The following is a 23,962-nucleotide window of genomic DNA, read 5'->3' on the forward strand; positions in this document are numbered from 1 at the left end:
GGGGGACTAGTTGCCGCGGGCCGACGTCGGGCTCGTCTTTTCGCTGACCGGCACCATGCGGGCCTTCGCATCGTTCGCGGAATTCGCAGGACTTGAGGCTTTCGCATCGTCGTCAGGTTCAAGCACGAAGCGGAACGAGTCGACGCGCTGCATCACCTTCGCCGCATACGCGTTCGAACCGCCGCTGTAGCTCCTCAGTCCGGCCCGCACGTCGCCACCGGCCGCCCTCACGTAGCCCGACAGGATCGCGGAGCCGACTTCGACGTTCGCGTTCGGGTCGGTCAGGTCCTTCACGTTGCGCACCAGGCCGCGGTGCGCGGTCGGCACGACCTGCATCAGCCCGGTCGCGCCATGCTGGCCGCGCGCCTTTTCCTGGAAGCGAGATTCGATCGAAATAATGGCGTAAACGAGCGCGGGAGGCAGTGAATATTTCGTCGCAGTGACGCTCACGATATCGGCGAGCTTCGCGGCCCGTTCCTTCGCGACGCCGAACTTCTTCGTCAGGTAGGACGTGATGCGGCGGTTTGCTTCGTTCGGCTGATCGTTGGCGTCGGCGAGCGGCGCGGATGCGACGGACGGCGCCGATGCGGCTGCTTCGGGCGCGGACGCAGGCAGTGCGGGCGCTTGCTGCGCCGACGCCTGTTGCGCGATGCCGAGCGAAAGCACGATCAGCCAGAGAAACCGTCGCATGGTGGAGTGCGGGGAATGGGAAGGCGCCTAGTATATCGGCCAATTGCCGCCGGTGGTCGAGTGCCGGTTCGAATGAAAGCGGCATGTAGGCTTGTGTCGCGGCGAGCCGATCGAGGCGCCGATCGTTGCACGGACACGCATCGGAGTCCGGACGAACGCTAGTTGATGATCTCGCCGGTGCCGGTTTCGATGCGGATTCTGAGCTGCTGGATGAACGCCGGATCGTAGGGTTCCCAGCTATCGAGTTCGCCGACGATCTTCAAAGGCGATGTGCTTCGATACGATCGCGTCGGATTGCCCGGGAATTTCTTGTCCGTGACGTTCGGGTCGTTTTCGAATTCGCCGGTGGGTTCGACGATATAGACCCGCGGCCGGCCGTCGCCTTTGGCCATTTCCGCAGCCAGGCCGGCGCCTTTGGGCAAAGCCGTGAAGTAGATGTGATTCATCACGACGTCGTCGCGATAATTCGATCGGAAGCCTGCCGTCAGCAAGTCGCCGATCCGCAAATCCGCTTTCGTGCCATGAAAAAACGGGCCGGTGTCCGAAACGGTCATGGTTTCCCCCTTCTAAAAATCGCGCAACGGCTTCTACGCGCGCCGTGCGGCCGCCACCCGTGCAATCGCGCCGATCGCATCGCTGACGAGCACCGCGAGCAGCCCGACGATCACGCCGCCCTGCAGCACGAACGCGGTATTCGACGTCTGCAGCCCCGCGATGATGACGTCGCCGAGCCCGCGCGCGGCGACCGTCGAGCCGATCGTCGCGGTGCCGAGATTGATCACGACCGCGAGCCGCACGCCGTTGACGATCACCGGAAACGCGAGCGGCAGCTCGACCGACACGAGTTGCTGCCAGCCGCTCATCCCCATCCCGCGCGCGGCATCGACGACGTCGCGCGGCACGTCCTCGAGCCCCGCGATCGTGCTTTCGAACACGGGCAGCAGGCCATACAGCACGAGCGCGATCAGCACGGGCTTCAGGCCGAAGCCGACGGCCGGCACCGCGAGCGCGAGCACCGCGACGGGCGGGAAGGTCTGGCCGATGTCGACGACGCTGCGCGCGACCGGCAGGAAATCCGCGCCCCACGGCCGCGTGACCGCGATACCGGCCGCGACCGCGACGATCGTGCCGATCACGCTCGACAACGCGACCGTGCCGAGATGCGCGAGCGTGAGGTCGAGCAGGCTCGCGCGATCGTAGATCACTGGCGCGCCGTTGTCGGCGAACGGCGCGAACAAGCCTTGCAGCCAGGCGGGTCGCAACAGCAGCACGAGCAGCAGCGCGAGCGCGGCCGCGCGTGCGAGGTAGGCGGGAAGTGCCGACCGCCCGGGCCGCGTGCTGCCGTGCGTCGTCATGCGGGCTTCCTTGCGTGCGCGCGGATCGCATCGAGCGTGATGCGGCGCGTGTTGCGGCCGTCGCCATCTTCCACTGGAAGCACATCGACACCGCGCCACAGCAACTCCGACACCGCATCGCGCAGCGTGCGCGTCGCGGCGATCGGTTCGCCGTCGGCATGACCGGGTTCGGCCACCGCATCGATCGGCGTCAGCGCGAGCAGGCGCAGCGGCCGGTCGACGCCGGCGACCAGCTGTTCGACGACGCCGGCTGCCGGCTTGCCGAGAATCTCGGCAGGCGTTGCGACCTGCAGCAGCCGGCCGCCGTCCATGACCGCGATCGTGTCGCCGAGCTTCAGCGCTTCCTCGATATCGTGCGTGACGATCACGACGGTGATGCCGAGGCGGCGCTGCAAGGCAAACAGGTCGTCCTGCGCCTTGTTGCGGATGATCGGGTCGAGCGCGCCGAATGGCTCGTCCATCAGCAGCATCGCGGGCTCGGCCGCGAGCGCGCGCGCGACGCCGACGCGCTGCTGCTGGCCGCCCGACAGTTCGTGCGGCAGCTTGCCCGCGAACTCGGCCGGCGCGAGATGAAACAGCTCGAGCAATTCGTTCACGCGCGCGTCGATGCGATCCGCCGGCCAGCCGAGCAGGCGCGGCACGGTCGCGATGTTGCGCGCGACGCTCCAGTGCGGAAACAGCCCGTGCCCCTGGATCGCATAGCCGATGCCGCGACGAAGCTGCTCGGGCGCAACGGTGGCCGTATCGACGCCGTCGATGCGGATCGTGCCGCTGGTGGGCGCGATCAGACGGTTGATCATGCGCAGCAGCGTCGACTTGCCGCTGCCCGATGCACCGACGAGCGCGGTGATCGTGCCGCGCTCGATCGTCAGCGAGACGTCGTCGACGGCGACGATATCGCCGAAGCGTTTGCCCGCACGTTCGATCTCGATCATCCTGCACGCCCCTTCGCGAGCGTGGTCGCGGCTTCGAATATGACGGCCGCCACCAGCGCGAGCGCGATCGTCGGGATCGCGCCGAGCAGCACGAGATCGGCGGCCGATTGCCCGATCCCCTGGAAGATGAAGGTGCCGAAGCCGCCGCCGCCGATCAGCGCGGCGACCGCGGTCAGCCCGATGTTCTGCACGAGCACGATGCGCACGCCGCTCAGGATCACGGGCAGCGCGAGCACGAGATCGACGCGCAGCAGCCGCTGCGCGCGCGTCATGCCCATCGCGCGCGCCGCTTCGGTCACGTGCGGCGGCACCTGGCCGAGCCCGACCACGACGCTCGACGCGATCGGCAGCAGCGAATACAGGAACAGCGCAAGCGCGGCCGGTGCGACGCCGATGCCGCGGATGCCGAGCGCGGCCGCGAGCGGCACGTGCGCGGCGAGCAAACCGAGCGGCGCCATCATCAGCCCGTACATCGCGATGCTGGGGATCGTCTGCACGATATTGAGCACGGGCATCGCGACGGTACGCACCGCCGCGATGCGCGCGCAGGCGATGCCGAGCGGCACGCCCGCGACGAGCGCGGCCGCCACCGAGCCGCCGGCGAGCGACACGTGCCGGATCGCCTCGATCCAGAAGTCGTCGCTGCGCACCGCGTATTCGCGCATCACGGAAAGTCCGTCCCACCAGCCGCTCGCGAGCGGCACGGAAATCGCTGCTATCGCGACGACGAGCGCGGCGAGGCGCCGCCACGGGCCGAATGCGAGCCGTGCGAGCGCATCCGCGACGAGCACGGCCCACGCGAACAGCAGCAGCCAGACGCCGGAGGAGGGCGATACGCGGGCGAGCGTGTCGTCAGGCGCGACGAGGTGCGTCGCGGCCGCGCCGACCGCGTACGCGAGCGTGGCGAGCCACGCGCAGCCGGCCATCAGGCGCCACGCGGGGCGGCTGGCCGTCATTGCCCACAGCGCGCCGACGATCCACAGCGCGGCGAGCACGGCGCCCTGCAGGGCCGGCAGCGCGGCGAACACCGACAGGTCGGTGCCGGCCGCGATGCGGTTCGGCCGCAGTACCGCGAACGGCAGGCCGAGCACGGCGACGATCGTCAGGACCCCGATCAGGATGCCGACCTTGTCCGCCGTGATGCGCCGCGCGGACGCTGCCGCGCGACCCGTCATTTAACGAAGCCCTTCGCTTTCAGGTAGCTTTTCGCGACGCCGGCGGCCGGTTCGCCGTTGATCTGGATGCGCGCGTTCAGCGTCTGCAGCGTCTTCAGGTCGAGGCTCGCGAACACGGGCTTCAGGTAGTCGGCGATTTGCGGATGCGCTTTCAGCACGGCTTCGCGGATCACCGGCGCGGGGGCATAGACGGGCTGCACGTGCTTGTCGTCGTCGAGCACCGCGAGGCCGCTCGACGAGATTCCGCCGTCGGTGCCGTAGACCATCGCGGCATTCACGCCGTCGGTCTGGTTCGCGGCGGCCTTGATGGTGGCGGCCGTGTCGCCGCCGGACAGCACGACGAGCTGGTCGGGCTTCAGCTTGAAGCCGTACGCCTTCTCGAACGACGGCAGCGCCGACGCGCTGTTCACGAATTCGGCCGACGCCGCGAGCTTCACCTTGCCGCCGCCGGCCACCCACTTGCCGAAATCGGAGAAGGTCTTCAGGTGCTGCGACTGCGCGACCGGTGCGAGCACGGCGACGCCCCACGTGTTGTTCGCGGGCGCCGGGGTGAGCCAGACGAGATGGTTCGCCGCGTAGTCGAGTTGCTTCGCGGTGTCGTAGCCCTGGCTCGCGTTCTTCCACAGCGGATCGTCCGCCTTGTTGAAGAAGAACGCGGCATTGCCGGTGTATTCGGGGTAGACGTCGATCTCGCCGCTCGTGAGCGCCTTGCGCACGATCGGCGTGGTGCCGAGCGCGATCTTTTCGGTGACGGGGATGCCGTGGGCCTTCAGCACCTGCGCGATGAGGTTGCCGAGCAGGTTGCCTTCGGTGTCGATCTTCGACGACACCACGACGGGCGTGTCGGCATGCGCGCCGGGCGCGACGAGGGCGGCGGCGAACGCGAGGCCCAGGATCCGGGCGGGCAGGGCGAGCTTCATACGGGCCAATCTCCAGGACGGGGGCGTACGCCGAAAGTTACTTGACTGAGCGGGCTTTGGCAAACCGCGTGCGGCGGCGTGCCCACAGCCCGTGTGGGGATTACCCGCATCCGTGTGGCAGGCTTGTTACACTGAATCCGTTCCCGCCTTGCCGACACTTCCTGACATGAAGCCCGAGTTGCTGGTTCTCATCGCATTGCGCGGAGACGCGCATCGCGAGATCGCCGCGTCGTTCGACGTGCGCTACGCCCCGACATCCGATGAACGCGAACGTGCGATCGCCGAACACGGCGGCACGATACGCGCGGTGCTGACCAACGGCAGCACGGGGCTCACCGCCGCCGAAATCGATCGTCTTCCGCAGCTCGCGTTCGTCAGCGCGCTCGGCGCCGGCTACGAGCACATCGATGTCGCGCATGCCAAAGCGCGTGGCGTGACCGTGGTCACGGGCGCCGGCACCAACGACGATTGCGTCGCCGATCATGCGTTCGCGCTGCTGCTCGCGACCGTGCGCAACGTCGTGCAGCTCGATGCGAAAACCCGTGCGGGCGTGTGGCGCGACGGCCTGGCGATGCCGCCGAACGTGTCGGGCAAGAAGCTCGGCATCGTCGGGCTCGGCAAGATCGGCGAGAAGTGCGCGCGCCGCGCGGCCGGCTTCGACATCGAGATCGGTTATCACAACCGGTCGCAGAAGAACGTCCCTTACCGCTATTTCGAGCGCGTCGACACGCTCGCGCAATGGGCCGATTTCCTGATCGTCGCGACGCCCGGCGGCGCGGGTACGCGGCACCTGATCGATCGCGCGGTGCTCGACGCGCTCGGCCCTGGCGGGTTCGTCGTCAACGTGTCACGCGGCAGCGTTGTCGATACCGCTGCTTTGGCGGACGCGTTGCGTGAAGGACGCATCGCGGGCGCGGGGCTCGACGTGTACGAAGGCGAACCCGAGCCGCCGCGCGCGCTGACGGATCTCGACAGCGTCGTGCTGACGCCGCACATGGGCGGTTGGTCGCCCGAGGCGCTCGATCGGTCGGTGCGGCAGTTCATCGACAATGCCGAGCGGCACTTTTCAGGGCGGCCGGTGTTGACGCCGGTGTGAGCGGCGCCGGGACGATGATTCGCCGCTCACCGTTTCGTCCGGGATCGATGTCGGCATGAGAGGCGCCACGCAACGGTCGAGGGCGGATGCGCAGCGCTATCGATCGATACGCAGCACGAGCTTGCCGGTCGTGCCGCCCGACTCGAGCGCCGCATGCGCGTCGACGATCGCGTCGAGCGCATAGCTGCCCCCGATCAGCGGCTTCAGCGCACCGGTGGCCAGCAGGCCGAACAACTCGCCGAGCGTTTGTTGGACGACGTGATCGGCGAGGAACGCATGCAACGCGAAACCCGACAGCGAGCGGCAGCCGAAGATGAGCGCGTTCATCAGGCTGTCGTCGACTGCGAGCAACTGGCCGCTTGCCGCGCCATAGGCGACGAAACGACCTTGCGGCGCAAGGCTGGACGCCAGCGTGCGGGCCACGGCGCCACCGATCGAATCGAACACGACGTCGGGGCCCGTGCCGCCGGTTGCGGCGCCCAGTCGATCGACCCACGCGTCGTCGCGATAGCTCACGGCCTGATCGGCACCGAGCGCCCGCACCGTCGATAGCTTCTCCGTGGAACCGGCCAGGCCGACGATCGTCCTGGCACCGTCGAGTCTCGCCAGCTGGATGAGCATGGAACCGACGCCGCCGGCAGCGGCGGTGATGGCGACGGATCGTGCGGCCACCGGCGTCTCGCGCAGCAGCATGCGGGCGACCAGCCCCTGCAGCATGACCGCGACGGCGTCGTCGTCCGAAACGGCGTCGGGAATCGCGACGATCAGCGGAGCGCGTACCGTCACATATTCGGCATACCCGCCGGTTCCGCTCGTTGCACCGAACAGCGCCGCGGCCACGCGATCGCCGACGCGGAAGTCCCGCACGTTCGCGCCTACGGCTTCGACGGTGCCGACCGTTTCCGATCCCAATATCGCCGGCAAAGTCGGCGCCGGGCCCGGATAGGTACCGGCGCGTTGCAGCGTTTCCGCGAAATTCAGTCCGATGCGCGTCACGCGCACGAGGACTTCGTCGGGAGCCGGTGTCGGGCGCTCGATCACGACCGGACGGAGTACGGACGGAGCGCCGAAACGATCGATCTGAATGGCATTCATGGTATTCACGGGAAAATCTCGCTGGATGCGGGGGCGTTGCCCCCGGGGTGTGTGAGGTGTCGGGCAGGACGCGGCGTCGGCCGGATCACTCCGGCAGGGACGTTCGATCGCCGCGATCGAACGAGGCGCGGCCCGCGCCATTCAGCACGAGCGCGAGCAGGCCGCCCGTCATCGACAGGTTCATCATGAAGAAGGTCTGCTGCGTCTGGTCGCCGCCGCTATGGAAGATCACCGCGGCGATGACCGAAAAGATCGCGAGCCCAAGCGCGGCGAGTCGCGTCATGAAGCCGGCGATCAACGCGAGGCCGCCGGCGACCTCGACGAAGATCACGAGCGGCAGCAGTGCCCCCGGTACGCCCATGTGCGCCATGTATTGCTCGGTGCCTGCGTAGTTGAAGATCTTGCTGATGCCCGCGCCGACGTAGACGCCGGCGATGAGGGTGCGCACCAGGACGGACAGGATGGCGTTGACGGCGGGCGCCTGCGTAGCGGTTCGGTACAGGGTGCGGTTGATCGATCGAATCATGGTGAGTCCTCGTTCGTGAGGCGGCGGATCGGCGATCCGCCGCCGTGTTCAGCGGTTCGGGTTCGGGGCCGCGCTCATGCGCGGAACGGCGGGTAGTCGGTATAGCCGGCTTCGCCGCCGCCATAGGCCATGGACATGTCCGCATGCGCGAGCGGCCGGTCGTGCCGGAAGCGTTCGGCAAGATCCGGGTTCGCGATGAACGGGTAGCCGAACGACACGAGATCGGCGTGGCCCGTGGAAAGCGCCGTTTCCGCGCGTGCTTTCGTATAGCCGTTGTTCGCGATGTAACGCCCGCCGAACGCGCGCTTGAGCGCGCCGTAGTCGAATGCGGGCACCGCGTCCGGTGCGGCCTGGGGGACGCCTTCGACGACATGGAGATAGACCGCGAGGCCGCTCAGCCGGTTGGCGAATTGCTCGAACAGCGTTTGCGGATCGCTATCCGCGATTCCACCGAAATGCGGCGTGACCGGAGAGATACGGATCCCTAATCGATCGGGGCCTGAAACGAGGCCGACTGCGCGCACGATCTCGAGCGGCAGACGAAGCCGGTTGTCGATCGTGCCGCCGTAGTCGTCGGTCCGGCGGTTCGTGCCGTCGCGCAGGAACTGGTCAAGCAGATAGCCGTTGCCGGCGTGGATCTCCACGCCGTCGAACCCGGCCTGCAATGCGGCACGAGCGGCCAGCACGTATTGATCGACGATGGCGGGCAATTCGGCGGTTTCGAGCGCGCGCGGTACCGGGTAAGGCTGCGGGCCGGTCGGCGTATACGCGTCGCCGTCGGGCCGGATCGGCGACGGCGCGACCGGTCGTGCGCCGTCCGGCTGCAGGTCCGGGTGACCGATGCGGCCGACATGGGCCAGTTGCACGAAAATGCGGCCGCCTTCACGGTGCACCGCGTCGGTCACCTGTTTCCAGCCCGCGATCTGCGCGTCGCTGTAGATGCCCGGCGTGAACGGATAGCCCTTGCCCTGTGGCGAGATCTGCGCGCCCTCGGTGACGATCAGGCCGGCCGAGGCCCGTTGTGCGTAGTAGGTCGCGTTCATCGGGCCGGGCGCGTCGCCGGCACCGGCACGGCTGCGCGTCATCGGCGCCATTACGATGCGATTCCTGAGCGTGATGCGCCCGAGTCCGATCGGGTCGAACAGCGTCGGACGCGCAGGCGCCCGGGGCGGCGAGAGAAAGCGGTCGGTCGTCATGGTTCCATGTTCCTGTGACATTGACGGGGGATTGTCGACGCGGGGAAGCCGCGATCGACATGGCGTGACAGGAATGTAGGGGATCGTTTCGATCCAAACAATTGGCTAGAATGGATCGTTAAAATCAATTTTCTGGATAGATCGTGGATCGCAGCCCCAATCTGGATCAGCTTCGTGCGTTCGTCGCCGTCGTCGAGGCAGGCAGCTTTTCAGGGGCGGCGCGTCGGCTCGGCAGGGCGCAATCGGTGGTGAGTTATGCGGTCGCCAGCCTCGAGGCACAGCTGGGCATGCCGTTGTTCGAACGCGGCAGACGCCGTCCGCAGCTGACGGCGGCCGGCGAGGTCGTGCTCGCCGATGCGCGTCGGCTCGACATGCTGATGGGGCAGTTGCAGGCGAAGACGGCCGGTTTGCGGGGCGGCGTGGAAGCCGAGTTGTCGCTGGCCGTCGACGTGATGTTTCCGTTGCCGAAGCTGGTCGAAGGCATGCAGGCGTTTGCCGAGGCGTTCCCGACCGTCGCACTCAACCTGGCGATCGAAGCGCTCGGCGGCGTCATGAAGCTGGTGCTCGACGGCGGCTGTGCGCTCGGCATCAGCGGCCCGATTCCGAACTGGCCGGATGCGATCGACGCGACCTCGATGGGGGCGATCGAGTTGCTGACCGTTGCGGCGCCCATGCATCCGCTCGGGTTGCGCGACCTGCCGATTCCGCTCTCGGAGGCGCGCGAACATACGCAGATCGTGCTCACCGACCGCAGCAAGGTCACCGACGGGCAATCGTTCGGAATCCATGCGACCCGCACCTGGAAGGTGGCCGACCTTGGCGCGAAACATCGGTTGCTGCTCGCCGGGCTGGGCTGGGGATCGATGCCGATGCATCTGATCGAGGACGATCTGCAGTCGGGCCGTCTCGTGCCGGTGCAACTGGCCGACCGGCGCACGTTCCGATACGGACTATCGCTGATCCGGCGTGCCGATCGCGCGAGCGGTCCCGCCGCGCAGTGGCTGATCGATTATTTGAGTCGTCAGGGCGATCCGAATGGCCGGCGGGCCTGACCCATGCCCGGCGGCGGCCGGCCGGGCAGGCCGCCCGGCCAGCCTTGCAATCCGCGACGATTGAAGGCTGGCCGGACGCTCGGCCGTGTCAGCGACGCACGCCGGCGGAAGCGCGTTCCGCGCGGCGTATGCCCGCTCAGGACGAAGCCAGCGGCACCGTCACCGACGTACCGGCCGGATCGAGCGTCAGCCCGGTGCCCGGTGTCGGCCGCAGCGTCGCCTCGTTGTCGCTCGACAGCACGACGAGCCCCAGCCGGTGGCCGGCTTCCAGCAAGAAGATGAAAAAAATTGCGTCGCGGCGGCCAATCAAGCGCCGAAATAACGATCTGCATGAAACAGCATTTCACTCCTTAGCGTCCGGCGATTGGCCGGATACGTGCCGCAGATTGAGATGACCGGCCCGTGAGGATGTGGTCATGCCGGCAGACCAACGGCGCGAGGCATGCGGCTCGCTATTGCGCGCGCGGGTGTTCGCGACAGCGCGAAGCATGTCCGTTGCCGTTGTTTCGACCGTATCGATGCGTTTGCGTGGCCGATCCGGTTGCCTCAATTCGCGGGACGGACACCGGCCAGATCGGCCGCCGCGACTTCATCCGTGGAGGGGAGCGGCCGAATGGTCACCTCACCGGAAATGAACCGTTTCCCTTTGAAATCCCGGCCATGGTAGCGCGTGCTGATCGCGTGAAATTCCGCATTGCCGGACGCCAGATGCTCGAGCTCGGTCACGTAGGCGCGCACATCCGCCCGATTCCCGAGCGGGCCGGCAAGGACGCGATCGCGCGCTGCCATCAGATTGCGCTCGTTCTCCGCAACCAGCGTTGCCAGCTTGTTCAGCGCATCCTGGAGTTTCAGGCCCTCCCTGTACATCAGCAGCCAGACCGAGTTGACCGAATCGGCGATATGAATTTCCTTTCGGAATGAATACGGGTCGTTGACCAGCGTAATCGAATCGATGGCGGCCGTTCTCATTTCCGCCAGCGAGCGGTCGGCCACCAGGTGCTCGGTCATGTCGACGTCGATGGCGTACTCCGTCATGATGGCTGCCCATTCCCCGTAGTTGTCGATGCGCCGCATCTCGAGGTAGGCGTCGAATGTGAGTTCGTCCATCTTCAGGGCCAGCGGATCCGTCTGCCTGATGATCAGCGTATGCAGCGCGTCCTCCATGCGTTTCCAGACACGCGGTTTCGACGCCAGATGTGCCTTGACGGGCAAGAGCCCCTCGTACAGCAATTGCGCGATGGGCGCGGTGTCGGGCGGGCGAATGCCGGCGATTGCATCGAAGTAGTGCTGGCGCAATGTCGAGCGCTTGTGCGCCTGCTCCAGCATCGCGGGGTTGGTGATGGTGTCGTCGATCAGCGTGGTGATGCTCATCATCCGTTCCAGATCGTAGATCCTGTCGTTCAGGGTGTGCGGATAGCACAGGCCGCCGAATGACGGCATGCTTTGCGCCAGATAATGTTCGACGGCCTTCTGGCTGCCGTAGTAGGCCAGGATGTACGGGCTGTCCGTGAGCGCGATCCGGCGTTCCGCCTCGTCATGGTGCGGATGCCACATGGGTTTCAACTGCAGATGGAAGTCCGGATGGAAGATTGTCTCCCCGGGCTTCGGCAGGCCAGGCAGGTTGCGGACGAAGTTGGGAGTATCTGTCATGGCGGGTTCTCGGGCTTGATGTCCGGCGGCGGGAACGGGCGGCCTTCATCGACCGTGCTTGAGAACGAAGCTATAGATGGAAACCTGATGCTTCACGATGGCGACTGCCAGGCTTTCGCACATCACGCGGAGTTCCTCCAGCGCGCCGACCGCGCCCGTCGGGAAATGGCGCTCGATGTTGTCCTGAACGTTCAACAGCCATCGCGTCGCGTCTGTCCGGTTCGGCAGGACCTGCATGTCCTGGACGCGGAAGCCGCTTTGCTCGAATACCTGGCGCAGGTACGCGGGGGTCTTGCGATACTTGCATGCGAGCCTGTCGACCAGGTCGGGCGTATCGGAACGGTATTCGGAGAGGTCGACGTTATATAAGTTATCCGAAACGATGACTGTCCCGTTTGCGCCCAGCCGCTGACGCAATTTGGCCATCACGATTTCGAAGAGATCATAGGGGAAATGGGAGATCACACCGCGCATGATCACGAGGTCGTAGGGCTGGTCGACATCCGGCAGCAGGTCGATGTCCAGCGCATTGCACTGGAACAGGTTGATCCTGTCGGACAATCGCCGCGCGGCGTTTACCTCGGCGCAATATTCGAGCTGGCGGCTGCTGATGTTGATGCCGTCCAGGCGATGGCAGTCGGGAAACCGCTCGGATAGATCGCGCAGCACGGTTCCCCATCCGCATCCGATATCGAGTACCCGGTTGATCGGCTGGCGCCCTGGCGTCTCCAGACCGGCGATCTTCAATTGCCGTTCGAAATACCTGAGGCCGGATTCGTCGAGATCGACCGGCCTCGGCGATTGGGGATGGTCAAAGACGCCGAACTGGAACCAGAGGCGATCGCCGATGGCCTTGCTCCAGTTCACCGGGTCGTCCTGGTAGGCCTCCACGACCCGGGATTCGTAATCGTTTCGCTCTCGACCCCGAATTGCCGCGAATGGCGGGTTACGCCGATCGTTCAATGGTGACGCGGATGCTGCGGTTGTACCGGTGATCAGGTTGTTCATTGCCGTTCCCCCGCAGCGACCGGCTACAAATGTCCGGATTATTGATTTTTAAATCTAGCCGGCGGGGAATCGATGTCAAGCGATATCAGATTGTTTCTGATTTCGATTCAATAATGTAATTGATTTATGAAGCGTGGAATTCTTGTTTTAAAGAGCCGTTGCTTCCGTTTCCATAAGAATCGGGAAATGGAACCGAATGAATGAAGCTATCCCGGGACGCCGGTGCGCTGGCGTCCCGGGATGGCTTCAGTACGGGCATGCCCGCTCAGGACGAAGCCAGCGGCACCGTCACCGACGTACCGGCCGGATCGAGCGTCAGCCCGGTGCCCGGTGTCGGCCGCAGCGTCGCCTCGTTGTCGCTCGACAGCACGACGAGCCCCAGCCGGTGGCCGGCTTCCAGCTTGTAGTCACGCGGCATGAACGTCAGCTTCAGGTCGTACGGCATGCCGGGCAGAACCGGCTGCGAGACCCACTCCGACACGCGGTTGCGCGGATCGGTCCACGCCCGCGTGACGATCGTCGCCGTGCCGTCCGGCGCGCGATCGACCAGCAGGGCCGTCACGTTGGCCACGGCCGTGAAGGTCAGCCTGACGCGCGCGGTCGCCGAACCGGACAGGCGTGTCGCGGCCGTGAGCGGCGCGGTTTCGAAGCGGCTGCGGTTCTCGCCCGTCGGCGCGTTCGCCAGCGTGAGCGCGGTGATGCGTGCATCGTCGGTGAAGCGTGCGAGCGGGCCGCCGGTCGGCAGTCGCAGCAGCGTGCCGGTGCCCGCGCCGTCGCCGCCCGCGAAGTACGTGACCGGCGTGGCGTGGCGTGCGGCCCAGTCCGCTTCCTTCAGCAGCGTGCCGTCCGCCTGCTCGATCACCGCGCGCGGATCGCGTTCGACGCCGTTGTCGAAACCGATCAGGTAGCGCGTGAACCAGCGGTTCACTTCCGCGGTCCACGCCTCGGCCATCGCCGGCACGCGGGTCGGGTCGGTGTGCTTCAGGCGATGCAGCCACAGCTGCGTCGGCACGCCCTGGCGCCGCATCGCGAGATGCCACAGCGTCGACTGGTCGACCCGCACGTTGTCGTCGGTGAGCCCCTGCGCGACGAGCGCCGGCGCGACCGCGTACGCGGTGGGAATATCGCGCGCGGCCCAGAACGGCGAATAGTCGCCGGTCTTGCGGTCTTCCTGCTGCAGCGCTTCGTCGATCAGGTGCGTGCAGCGCTCCGGATGCGCGTTCGTCAGCAGCGCCTTGATGTACACGTCGACGTCCTCGCCCTGATAGCCTTCCGGCGCACGCACGAGGCCGCCCGAGCGGTAGTAGCCGTACATGTTCGTCAGCCCGGCGACCGGCACGATCGCGTCGAGCCCGCGCGTGCGCAGGCTCGCGACCATCTTCGGCAGCGTGCCGTCGTACGACACCCCGTACATGCCGACGTGGCCCGTCGACCAGTTCGCGACGACCGTCTTGCCGTTCGCGTCCTTCGCGGTCGCGTCGCGGCCGAGCCAGCGGATCACCGAGGCCATCGCGACCGATTCGTCGCGGGTGAGGATCGTCGGGCAGCCGTCCGAGCCGGCCGTGCCGAGCGAATCCGCGTAGACGATCGTGAAGCCGCGCGGAATGAAGTAGCCCTCGATCCACGAGCGCCCGGCGGCGGCCGCCTCGACCTGCTGCAGCATCCGCACCTGCGGCGCGGCGGCCATGATGCGCGCGGAGGCGCCGGTCGCTGCCGTGGCCGCCGTGGCGACCGGATGCGGCGTGCCGTCGAGTTCGACGTCGACGTTGTGGTCGGGGCTGTCGGCGAGGCCCGCGTAGTACGGGCTCGCGAGCACGATGACAGGCGTGCGCGCGCCGTTCGCGGTTTCGGTCGGGCGCACGATGCGCACGTGGATGCGGTCGCGCGTGCCGTCGCCGTCGGAGTCGACCGGCGTGTCGACCCACGCGTTCTCCTCGATCGTGCCGCCCGACAGCGACGGCTGCACCTGGCCGTTCGTGATCACGGGCCGGTAGCGGCCGCCGCTGGCCGGATTGGCGTACGGCACGCCCGACGGCGAAATGCGTGACGCGAGCGACTGCTTGTCGGCCGCGGCGGCGACCTCCTCCTGTTGGCCCTGCGCGAGCGCGGAGACGCCCGCCACGCTGCCGCCGTCGTCGCCGCCGCACGCGGCGAGCGTTGCGGCCGCAACGAGCGCGGGAAGCCACGCGCGACGCAATCCGGTTCGATGAATGTCCATTGTCGACCTCTTGTTGTGATTGTCTGGAACCGGTCGGCACGCGATATGCCCCCTGCGGCCCGGCCGGGTGCTGCATCGGATGAAACGGAACTGCACCTTCGAAAGCGCCGGGCGCGAGGCCCGGGTGCCACGGCCGGTGTCGACGCGCGTCACGCATCGCGCGACCCGGCGAGCGTCGGGGCGATTGCATCGCCTCGACCGCAAAGCGTCAGCGCGGCGGCCGATTCGGGCCGCCCGGTCGAAGCGAGGCCGGCGGCACGAAGTGAATACAGGAGTGCGAATCAAATGCGGGCATGCCCGATCTTCCTTCAGGTTTCAGATGAAACGGAACGGCACGATGCGATGAGGCGGGGATGGTGCGAACGGCGGTGCTGCAACGGCAGGAAAGCGCGACGCGAGTCGGCGGGGCTGGCCGGAATGCTTTCCGGAAGCTTGCGCAAAACTTATCTCAGTGAAATCTCGGTGTCAAACTTTTTTAGTTTGAGTCAAACAAAGTTTTCATGCGTGCGGGGCGATGGACCTGCGATCGGTCTAAATTTCCGGGCAATCTGTCCGTAAACGGTAAAAAACAGATTGAAAGGAGAGAGAGGGCATGACGACTTCAGTCACGGCAGCGAGCGGCCTTTCGCTCGTGCAGATGGCGCAGCAGGCTGCGCTCGACGGGCGCCAGCAGACGGCCGCGGCGGCCGGGCAAGCGCAGGACACGCCGATCACCATCCGCGCGCTGGACCCGGACGCGATGCAGGCGGCGCGCATGAAGCAGATGTCGATCCTGGGCAACCTGTCGACGAAGCTGCGCGACGTCACCAGCCAGCTCGCGACGAGCCTGCACGAGATCATCGCGAAGCGGCCGGACCTGGCCGACGCGCAGTTCGACTTCATGACCGACAACGGCCAGATCAAGGTCGTATCGAAGACGATGACGGAAAGCGATCGCGCGTGGGTGGAGTCGACGCTGAACGCGAACGCGGGCCTCGTGCTCGCAACGCGCGCGTTTCACCAGCAGGCCATCGATTTCGCGGAGCAGGGTGCGGCCGCCGTCGGCGAGACGTTCACGGACGAGGATCGCAAGGTGGCCAGCCAGCGCGCTGATGCGGATTTCCGCTTCATGAAGGAGATGAATGTGTCCGTCGCGCGCAACCGGAAGTTCGACGAGGCCGGCGGGCATTTCACCACGCAGGACGGCACGCGGCTGACGTTCGATCAGTCGGCCGGCACCGCGCGCGGCACGCTGGCGCTGCTGGATACCGACCGCCAGTTGTCGTCGGGTGCGGCGATCTTCGTCGACGAGTCCGGGCAGAAGACCTACGGCCGGCGTGCCGGCCTGATCGACGTCGGCTTCGGGGAGGCGTTCGAGAACATCCTGAACGGCCGCAACAGCATCGGCTTCCACGAGACCGCGTAGCCACGGGCGTCACGGAGCCGGACGCCGCGCGCCTATTCGTCGCGCAGCGCCTCGGCCGGCCGCACCCGCGCGGCGCGCCAGCTCGGGTAGAGCGTCGCGACGCACGACATCAGGAACGCGGCCGCGGCGATCTCGATCACGTCGGCCGTCGCGAGCTTCGACGGCAGCGAGCTGAGGAAGTACACGGACGGCGTCAGGAAGCGGATGCCGAGCACCTGCTCGATCGCGGGCAGCACCCACGGGATGCTCACCGCGATCGCGCAGCCGAGCGCGACACCCGCGAGCGTGCCGGCGAGGCCGATCGTCATCCCCTGGATCGCGAAGATCTTCATGATCGACCCGGGCGGCGCGCCGAGCGTGCGCAGGATCGCGATGTCGCCCTGCTTCTGGGTGACGGTCATCACGAGCGACGACACGAGGTTGAACGCGGCGACCGCGACGATCAGCATCAGGATCAGCGAGAGCATGCGCTTTTGCAGCCGCTCGGCTTCGAACCACGTGCGGTTCTGCCGCGTCCAGTCGCGGATATAGAGGTTGCCCGACAGCGTGCGCGACAGTTCCAGCGCGACGTCCGGCGCGCGCTGCAGATCGTCGAGGCGCAGCCGGATGCCGGTCGGTGCACGCACGTTGAACAGCGTCTGCGCGTCGCGGAGGTGGATGTAGGCGAGCGCGCTGTCGTACTGATAGTGGCCCGACTCGAACGTGCCGACCACGTTGAACTGCCTGAACCGCGGCAGCGCTTCGCCGATGCGTGCGGTGTTGCCGGGCGCGAAGAACGTGATGCGGTCGCCGATCTTCACGTGCAGCGCGTCCGCCAGCGCCGAGCCGAGCACGATGCCCATCTCGCCCGGCACGAGCGCGTCGAGCCGCCCGGTCTTCAGCTTGCGCGCGATCTCGGACACCCGCGGCTCCAGCACGGGATCGATGCCGCGCAGCGCGACGCCCGTCACGCTGCCCGCGTTCGTCAGCAGCGCCTGTGCGTCGACATAGGGCGCGACGGCGCGCACCGCCGGATTCTGCAGCGACTCATGAGCGGTGAGCCGCCAGTCGGGCATCGCGCCGGTCGGCGAGAAGATTTCCACGTGGGCGAGCACCGACAGCATCCGGTCGCGCACTTCGGTCCGGAATCCGTTCATCACCGACAAGACGACGATCAGCGCGGCGACGCCGAGCGCGATGCCGGCCATCGCGGCGCCGGCAATGAACGACACGAAGCCGTCGCCGGCCGAGCGCCGGCCGCCGCGCGCATAGCGCAGCCCGATCTGCCATTCGAACGGGAGTTTCAAGCGGTTTCCTTTCATTTCGATTCGATCCTGCCGAGCCGCGCATTCTAGCGAACGCGGCGCCGCCGTGGGCGGAGGTTGCGCGATGGACGACCGAGATCCGCCCGACCGGCCGGTCATCCGGCGGCGTTGCGCGCCGGCACACCGATATTTCCATCGTTTCGGGTCTGATCGATAATGGCGGCCAGCATCCGGTCGAACATACCAAGCAATTACGGCGCAACCGGGCCGCGCCGTCACAGACCCATAACAATTCGGGGAAGGTTGCCGCACCCGGCAGCATGTCCTTGACAAGGAAATAACAATGGATTTGCTGCGCTTCCTGCTGCTCCTGCCGATTCGCGTGGCGGGCTTCGTGTGGTGGCTGCTCGGCTGCGCGCTGCGGCCGCTGGTGGGCGACGTGTCGTGGACGGCGCCCGCATGGATGGGCGTGACCGCCGCGGCCGTGCGCCGCCGCCCGTGGCATGCCGGCGGCCTCGTGCTGCTCGCGGCCGCGCTCGGCTATGGCGGTTACTGGTTCAAGCATCGCCCGAAGCCGCCCGAGCCCGCGACCGTCAGCTTCACCGTGAAGGCGCCGGCCATCACCACCTACGAGGTGGACGACACCGACAAGCCGAAGATCACCGTGCATCCGCTCGAAGTCGTGTTCGCGCAATCGGCGGCGCCGATCGAACAGGTCGGCAAGCCGGCCGGCGACGGCATCGAGATGACGCCCGCGCTGAAGGGCGCATGGGAGTGGGCCGACGACAAGACGCTGCGCTTCACGCCGGCGGCCGACTGGCCGGTCGGCGCGCACGTCGAGGTGCGCTTCGCGGTGCACCGGGTGTTCGCGCCGCAGGTGCTGATGCACGACGACCGTTTCGCGTTCGACCTGCCGGTGTTCGCCGCGACGGTCGGCAACAACGAGTTCTACCAGAACCCCGATAATCCGGCGGAGAAGCAGGCGCTGCTGCAGTTGCGCTTCAACTACCCGGTCGATCCCGCCGAGTTCGAGAAGCGCATCGGCCTCGTGCTGGTCGGCCGCGACGGCAAGAATACGACGCCGCTGCGCTACACCGTCAGTTACGACAAGATGAAGACGAGCGCATGGGTCCGCTCGCAGTCGCTCGAGATCCCGCTCAACTCGATGGCGGCACGGCTCGACGTCGACAAGGGCGTGAAGAGTGCGCGCGGCGGCAACGGCACGCCGGACGTGCTGCATGCGTCGGTCGACGTGCCGGGGCTCTACAGCCTGTCGATCGACAACATCGCGCCGACGCTCGTCGACAACGAGCGCTACGAGCCCGAGCAGGTGCTCGTCGCGGAGGCATCCGACGGCGTGCGCAGCGCCGATCTGGCCGCACGCGCCAAGGCATGGGTGCTGCCGAAGCGCAAGCCGGGCGTCGACCAGTCGGACGACGATCCGCCGTACGAATGGAACGTGGCCGACATCAGCGACGCGGTGCTGAAACAGTCGAAGCCGCTGGCGCTCGACGTGGTACCGACAGAGAACGACTACGCGACGCTGCAAAGTTTCAAATATCACGCGACGCCGGGCGATCGTATCGTCGTGCGGTTCGCCGAAAACCTGAAATCGGCCGGCGGCTACCTGCTCGCCGAGCCGGTGACGACCGCGTTCACGGTGCCCGACTATCCGAAGCTGCTGCGCTTCATGGCCGACGGCTCGCTGCTGTCGATGAGCGGCAGCAAGCGGCTGTCGGTCGTGTCGCGCAACCTGCCGGGGATGAAGGTCGAGATCGGCCGCGTGCTGCCCGACCAGCTCCAGCATCTCGTGAGCTTCAACAACGGCACGTATGCGCGGCCCGAGCTGTCGTATTCGTTCAGCGAGGATCACATCGTCGAGCGCTTCGTGCAGACGCGCGCGTTCCCGGCCGGCGACCCCGGCAAGGCGCATTACGAAGGCATCGATCTCGGCCAGTACCTGAAGGGCGGCAAGCGCGGCGTGTTCCTGCTGCACCTGACGAAGTACGATCCGGCGGCCGAGAAGAAGAAAGCCGACGATGCGAAGGACAGCGATGCATCGTCCGGCGACGGTAGCCAGGATCAGTCGGACAACGCTGATTCGGGCGACAGCAGCGGCAACGGCAATGGCGACGACAGCGACAACGCGCTCGGCGACACCCGCCTGATCGTCGTGACCGATCTCGGCATGCTGGTCAAGAAGGCGCTGGACGGCAGCCAGGACGTATTCATCCAGTCGATCCGCACGGGCAAGCCGGTTGCGGGCGCAACGGTGTCGGTGCTCGCGGTGAACGGCCAGGCGCTGTTCACGCAGACCACGAGCGCCGACGGCATCGTGCATTTCCCCGCATTCAAGGGGCTCGACCGCGAGAAGCGGCCGCAGCTGTACGTCGTGAAGAAGGACACCGACCTGTCGTTCCTGCCGGTGGCCGGCCGCGACCGCCAGCTCGACTTCTCGCGTTTCGACGTCGACGGCGAGCGCAACGCGACGGGCCAGGGGCAACTGTCGGCGTACCTGTTCTCGGATCGCGGGCTGTACCGGCCCGGCGATCCGTTCCACATCGGCCTGATCGTGCGCGCGGCGAGCTGGGCGCGCAGCCCGGCCGGCGTGCCGCTGCAGGCGGAGATCGTCGACCCGCGCGGGATCACGGTCGAGCGCAAGCCGGTGACGGTCGATGCGACCGGCTTCACCGAGCTCGGCTATACGACGGCCGAAACCGCGCCGACCGGCACGTGGACGGTCAACCTGTGTATCGTCAAGGACGGCCAGCCCGGTGCGGAGCCGATCGGCAGCACGACGGTGCAGGTGAAGGAGTTCCTGCCCGACCGGATGAAGGTCGATGCGAAGCTGTCGCAGCAAGTGATCGAAGGATGGGTGAAGCCGAAGGGGCTGAAGGGCATCGTCGATGCGCAGAACCTGTTCGGCACGCCGGCGGAGAAGCGCCGGGTCGCGGCGACGCTGACGCTGCGCCCGGTGTGGCCGTCGTTCCGCAGCTGGCAGGGCTATCACTTCTTCGATGCGCGCCGCGCGAAGGAGGGCTATACGACGACGCTGCAGGACGGCACGACTGACGACAAGGGCCATGCGGAGTTCGACCTCGATCTCGACAAGTACGCGGACGCGACCTACCAGCTCTACTTCCAGGCGAAGGCCTATGAAGCGGAAGGCGGGCGCAACGTCGCCGCGAACGCGCAGACGCTCGTGTCCAACAACGACTGGCTCGTCGGCTACAAGTCGGTCGACGATCTCGGCTACGTGAAGCGCGGCAGCCCGCGCACGGTGCGGCTCGTCGCGATCGATCCGACCGCGAAGGCGATCGACGTGAAGGACCTGCGTGCGCAGCTCGTCGAGGAACGCTACGTGTCGGTGCTGACCAAGCAGGATTCCGGCGCGTACAAATACGATTCGCGGCTGAAGGAAGTGCCGGTCGACGAGAAGCCGCTGGCGATTCCGGCGGCGGGGCTCGACTTCACGCTGCGCACCGACAAGCCGGGCAGCTATGCGCTCGTGATCCGCAACGCGGCCGGCGCGGCGGTGAACCGGATCGAGTATTCGGTCACCGGCGACGCGAACGTCACGCGCTCGCTCGACCGCAACGCGGAGCTGCAGGTGACGCTCGCGAAGCACGACTACAAGCCGGGCGAGCAGGTCGAGATCGCGATCCGCGCGCCTTACGCGGGCAGCGGCCTGATCACGATCGAGCGCGACAAGGTGTATGCGCACGCGTGGTTCCATGCGGACACGACCAGCTCGATCCAGCACATCACGGTGCCGGCCGGCTTCGAGGGCAACGGCTACATCAACGTGCAATACATCCGCGATCCGTCGTCCGATGAAATCTTCATGAGCCCGCTGAGCTACGGCGTCGTGCCGTTCTCGGTGAACCTCGATGCGCGCCGCAACGCGGTATCGGTCGATGCGCCGGCACTCGTGAAGCCAGGCGACACGGTGAATTTCACCGTGCATTCGGCGAAACCCGCGAAGGTCGTCGTGTTCGCGGTCGACGAGGGCATCCTGCAGGTCGCGCGCTACAAGCTCGGCGATCCGCTGAAGTTCTTCTTCCGCAAGCGGATGCTCGAAGTCGGCACGTCGCAGATCCTCGACCTGATCCTGCCGGACTTCGAGAAGCTGATGGCGATGGCCGCGCCGGGCGGCGACGCCGACGATGCAATCGGCCGCCAGTTGAACCCGTTCAAGCGCAAGCGCGACAAGCCGGTCGTCTACTGGTCGGGGATCGTCGACGTGAACGGCGACACGCGCCTGAGCTACACCGTGCCCGACTACTTCAACGGCAAGCTGCGCGTGATGGCCGTGTCGGTGTCGCCGGACCTGGTCGGCACGTTCGAAGGCGCGACGACGGTGCGCGGCGATTTCGTGCTGTCGCCGAACGTGCCGACGACACTCGCGCCGGGTGACGAGGCCGACGTCAGCGTCGGCGTCGCGAACAACCTGACGGGTGTCGGCAACCAGCCGGTGCCGGTCGCGGTCACGCTGAAGACGGGGCCGCAGTTGCAGGTGATCGGGCCGGCCACGCAGAACGTCGCGCTCGCGCCGCAGCACGAGGGTGTCGCGATGTTCCGCGTGAAGGCGACCGACACGCTCGGCTCGGGTTCGCTGTCGTTCGGCGCGCGTTATGGCGCGAAGGGCGCGCAGCAGCGCGTCGACGTGTCGGTGCGGCCGGCCGCCGCGTTCCGCACGCAGCTCGACATCGCGCGCCTCGATCCGGGCAAGAAGGCGAGCGTGCCGAACCTGCGGTCGATGTACGACGCGTATGCATCGCGCGACGCGAGCATCTCGACCGCGCCGCTCGTGCTGTCGGAAGGGTTGTCGTCGTATCTCGTCAACTTCGAGCACACCTGCAGCGAGCAGCTGGTGAGTGCGGCCGTGCCGCGCGTGTTCGCGGCGAAGTGGCTGTCGGTGCGGGCGCTGACGAGCGCGATGCATGCGACCGACGCCGGTGCCGACTCGACGAACGCGGCGGCGATCACGCAGTTCCTTGGGATGCTGCGCAGCCGGCAGAACGCGCAGGGCGGGTTCGGGTTGTGGAGCGCCACGCCGGACGCCGATCCGTTCGTGTCCGTGTACGCGATGCACGTGCTGCTCGACGCGCGCGAGCGCGGCATCGCGGTGCCGAAGGACATGCTCGACGCGGGAAATCAGTATCTGCAGAAGCTCGCGGCGAACGATTCGCTCGGCTCGCTCGACCTGCTGCGGCAGCGCGCGTACGCGGTGTATCTGCTGACGCGCCAGGGCAACGTGACGACCAACAGCCTCGCGGCCGTGCAGAAGCGGCTGCAGGATGCGTATCCGAACGACTGGAAGAACGATCTCGCGGCCGCATGGCTTGCCGCGTCGTACCAGCTGCTGAAGCAGGACAAGGAGGCCGCGGCGCTGATCGCGGGCCCGCAGGCGCTGCTCGAGCGCAAGCGCGCGCCCGACGGCGGCTACGTGACCGGCTACTACCTCGATCCGCTGACGCGCGACGCGAGCGTGCTGTACCTGATCGCGAAGCACTTTCCCGAGCGCGTACGCAAGCTGTCGCCGCGCGCGATGGACAACCTCGCCGCGCCGCTCGTCGACAATCGCTACAACACGCTGTCGTCGGCGATGACGATCCTCGCGCTCGATGCGTATGCGGCGTCGAGCGCGGGCCAGCTCGACCAGCTCGCGATCGACGAGGTGCGCGCGGGTGCCGCGCCGAAGGACGTGTCGTCGATCCAGGCGAACCTCGTGCGTTCGGGCACGTGGTCGGCCGGTGCGTCGCGCGTCGACTTCGTGAACGGCAGCTCGCTGCCCGCGTGGTGGATCACGAGCCAGTCGGGCTACGACCGCGGCACGTCGACGAAGGCGATCAAGAACGGGCTGGAGATCGTGCGCGACTACACCGACACGGACGGCAAGCCGCTCGACAAGATCACGGTCGGCCAGGAGATCGACGTGCACCTGAAGATCCGTGCGACGGGTTCGGCGAGCGTCGGCAACCTCGCGATCGTCGATCTGTTGCCGGGCGGCTTCGATCCGGTCATCGCGCCGCCGCCCGTCACCGACACGCAGGACGGCGACAGCAACGGCGACGGCGGCGCGTCGGCACCGGTGGCCGATGCACCGTGGCGGTCGCCGATCGGCGTGAAGGGTTCCACGTGGCAGCCGCAGTTCGCGGACGTGCGCGAGGATCGCGTAGTGATCTACGGCACCGCGACGACCGACGTGCGCGAGTTCGTCTACCGGATCAAGGCGAGCAACGCGGGCCGCTTCATCGCGCCGCCGGCCTACGGCGAGTCGATGTACGACCGCCGCTTGCAGGCCCAGGCGCCCGGCGGGTCGACACTGACGGTGGAGCGCGCGCGATGACGATGAAGCTGCAACGTCGTTGCCGGCCGAGCCGGGTGCGAGGAG

At 67.1% G+C, this 23,962-nt stretch carries 17 protein-coding genes and 1 pseudogene; 4 read left to right on the plus strand and 14 right to left on the minus strand.

The genetic code is table 11. From position 1 onward, the window contains the following. Positions 1 to 6: 6 nt before the first annotated feature. The 6 genes from LGM56_RS00780 to LGM56_RS00805 all read right to left on the minus strand — a co-directional run bounded on the left by LGM56_RS00780 (position 7) and on the right by LGM56_RS00805 (position 5,075). Positions 7 to 690 (minus strand): lytic transglycosylase domain-containing protein, encoded by a 684-nt coding sequence (locus LGM56_RS00780; RefSeq protein WP_089496291.1) that lies wholly within the window; start codon positions 688 to 690, stop codon positions 7 to 9. Positions 691 to 848: 158 nt separating this feature from the next. Continuing rightward, on the minus strand, positions 849 to 1,244 hold the full coding sequence (gene arr / locus LGM56_RS00785; RefSeq protein ID WP_226202191.1) for an NAD(+)--rifampin ADP-ribosyltransferase: 396 nt from the start codon (positions 1,242 to 1,244) through the stop codon (positions 849 to 851). A 33-nt stretch (positions 1,245 to 1,277) separates the two neighbouring features. Then, a complete protein-coding gene (locus LGM56_RS00790) occupies positions 1,278 to 2,045 on the minus strand; it encodes an ABC transporter permease (RefSeq protein ID WP_089433157.1) in 768 nt (255 codons plus the stop codon). Then, positions 2,042 to 2,980, minus strand: a complete 939-nt coding sequence (locus LGM56_RS00795; protein ID WP_226202193.1) for an ABC transporter ATP-binding protein — start codon at positions 2,978 to 2,980, stop codon at positions 2,042 to 2,044. The genes LGM56_RS00790 and LGM56_RS00795 overlap by 4 nt, the downstream gene beginning before the upstream one ends. Beyond that, positions 2,977 to 4,155: an ABC transporter permease gene (locus LGM56_RS00800; protein ID WP_226202195.1), complete on the minus strand. Its 1,179-nt coding sequence runs from the start codon at positions 4,153 to 4,155 to the stop codon at positions 2,977 to 2,979. Before LGM56_RS00800 ends, LGM56_RS00795 begins: the two co-directional genes overlap by 4 nt. After that, on the minus strand, positions 4,152 to 5,075 hold the full coding sequence (locus tag LGM56_RS00805; RefSeq protein WP_089496295.1) for an ABC transporter substrate-binding protein: 924 nt from the start codon (positions 5,073 to 5,075) through the stop codon (positions 4,152 to 4,154). The genes LGM56_RS00800 and LGM56_RS00805 overlap by 4 nt, the downstream gene beginning before the upstream one ends. Positions 5,076 to 5,241: 166 nt before the next feature. Between LGM56_RS00805 and LGM56_RS00810 the strand changes: the two genes are divergently transcribed. Then, a complete protein-coding gene (locus LGM56_RS00810; protein WP_226202197.1) occupies positions 5,242 to 6,171 on the plus strand; it encodes a 2-hydroxyacid dehydrogenase in 930 nt (309 codons plus the stop codon). Between the two features lie 96 nt (positions 6,172 to 6,267). Here the strand turns inward: LGM56_RS00810 and LGM56_RS00815 are convergent, their stop codons facing one another. The 3 genes from LGM56_RS00815 to LGM56_RS00825 form a co-directional block, all read right to left on the minus strand. Next, the gene (locus tag LGM56_RS00815) at positions 6,268 to 7,275 is read right to left on the minus strand and encodes a quinone oxidoreductase family protein (RefSeq protein WP_226203220.1); all 1,008 of its coding nucleotides are present in this window, start codon (positions 7,273 to 7,275) and stop codon (positions 6,268 to 6,270) included. Positions 7,276 to 7,351: 76 nt separating this feature from the next. Then, positions 7,352 to 7,792, minus strand: coding sequence for a DoxX family protein (locus LGM56_RS00820; RefSeq protein ID WP_089496298.1), 441 nt, complete (start codon positions 7,790 to 7,792; stop codon positions 7,352 to 7,354). Between the two features lie 74 nt (positions 7,793 to 7,866). After that, the gene (locus LGM56_RS00825) at positions 7,867 to 8,988 is read right to left on the minus strand and encodes an alkene reductase (protein ID WP_089496299.1); all 1,122 of its coding nucleotides are present in this window, start codon (positions 8,986 to 8,988) and stop codon (positions 7,867 to 7,869) included. Positions 8,989 to 9,131: 143 nt separating this feature from the next. On the opposite strand from LGM56_RS00825, the gene LGM56_RS00830 reads away from it, so the two are divergent. After that, on the plus strand, positions 9,132 to 10,040 hold the full coding sequence (locus LGM56_RS00830) for a LysR family transcriptional regulator (RefSeq protein ID WP_089496300.1): 909 nt from the start codon (positions 9,132 to 9,134) through the stop codon (positions 10,038 to 10,040). A 136-nt stretch (positions 10,041 to 10,176) separates the two neighbouring features. On the opposite strand, the pseudogene LGM56_RS00835 reads toward LGM56_RS00830, so the two are convergent. The 4 genes and pseudogenes from LGM56_RS00835 to LGM56_RS00850 all read right to left on the minus strand — a co-directional run. Then, a pseudogene (locus LGM56_RS00835) lies at positions 10,177 to 10,317 on the minus strand (CocE/NonD family hydrolase C-terminal non-catalytic domain-containing protein); the annotation flags it as partial. A gap of 269 nt (positions 10,318 to 10,586) precedes the next feature. Beyond that, a complete protein-coding gene (locus LGM56_RS00840) occupies positions 10,587 to 11,690 on the minus strand; it encodes a terpene synthase family protein (RefSeq protein WP_226202201.1) in 1,104 nt (367 codons plus the stop codon). Positions 11,691 to 11,735: 45 nt separating this feature from the next. Continuing rightward, positions 11,736 to 12,698, minus strand: coding sequence for an SAM-dependent methyltransferase (locus tag LGM56_RS00845; RefSeq protein WP_089496302.1), 963 nt, complete (start codon positions 12,696 to 12,698; stop codon positions 11,736 to 11,738). A 265-nt stretch (positions 12,699 to 12,963) separates the two neighbouring features. Beyond that, complete coding sequence (locus LGM56_RS00850) at positions 12,964 to 14,916, minus strand: Xaa-Pro dipeptidyl-peptidase (protein ID WP_226202203.1); 1,953 nt, start codon at positions 14,914 to 14,916, stop codon at positions 12,964 to 12,966. 592 nt (positions 14,917 to 15,508) lie between these two features. Between LGM56_RS00850 and LGM56_RS00855 the strand changes: the two genes are divergently transcribed. Further along, on the plus strand, positions 15,509 to 16,321 hold the full coding sequence (locus tag LGM56_RS00855) for a hypothetical protein (protein ID WP_226202205.1): 813 nt from the start codon (positions 15,509 to 15,511) through the stop codon (positions 16,319 to 16,321). Positions 16,322 to 16,353: 32 nt separating this feature from the next. Here LGM56_RS00855 and LGM56_RS00860 read toward each other — a convergent pair whose 3' ends face one another. Continuing rightward, positions 16,354 to 17,607, minus strand: a complete 1,254-nt coding sequence (locus LGM56_RS00860) for a lipoprotein-releasing ABC transporter permease subunit (protein ID WP_226202207.1) — start codon at positions 17,605 to 17,607, stop codon at positions 16,354 to 16,356. A gap of 301 nt (positions 17,608 to 17,908) precedes the next feature. Between LGM56_RS00860 and LGM56_RS00865 the strand changes: the two genes are divergently transcribed. Further along, positions 17,909 to 23,917, plus strand: coding sequence for an MG2 domain-containing protein (locus LGM56_RS00865; protein ID WP_226202209.1), 6,009 nt, complete (start codon positions 17,909 to 17,911; stop codon positions 23,915 to 23,917). The last annotated feature ends 45 nt before the right edge of the window (positions 23,918 to 23,962 follow it).

Source organism: Burkholderia sp. AU38729, from assembly GCF_020419725.1.
Classification (GTDB): domain Bacteria; phylum Pseudomonadota; class Gammaproteobacteria; order Burkholderiales; family Burkholderiaceae; genus Burkholderia.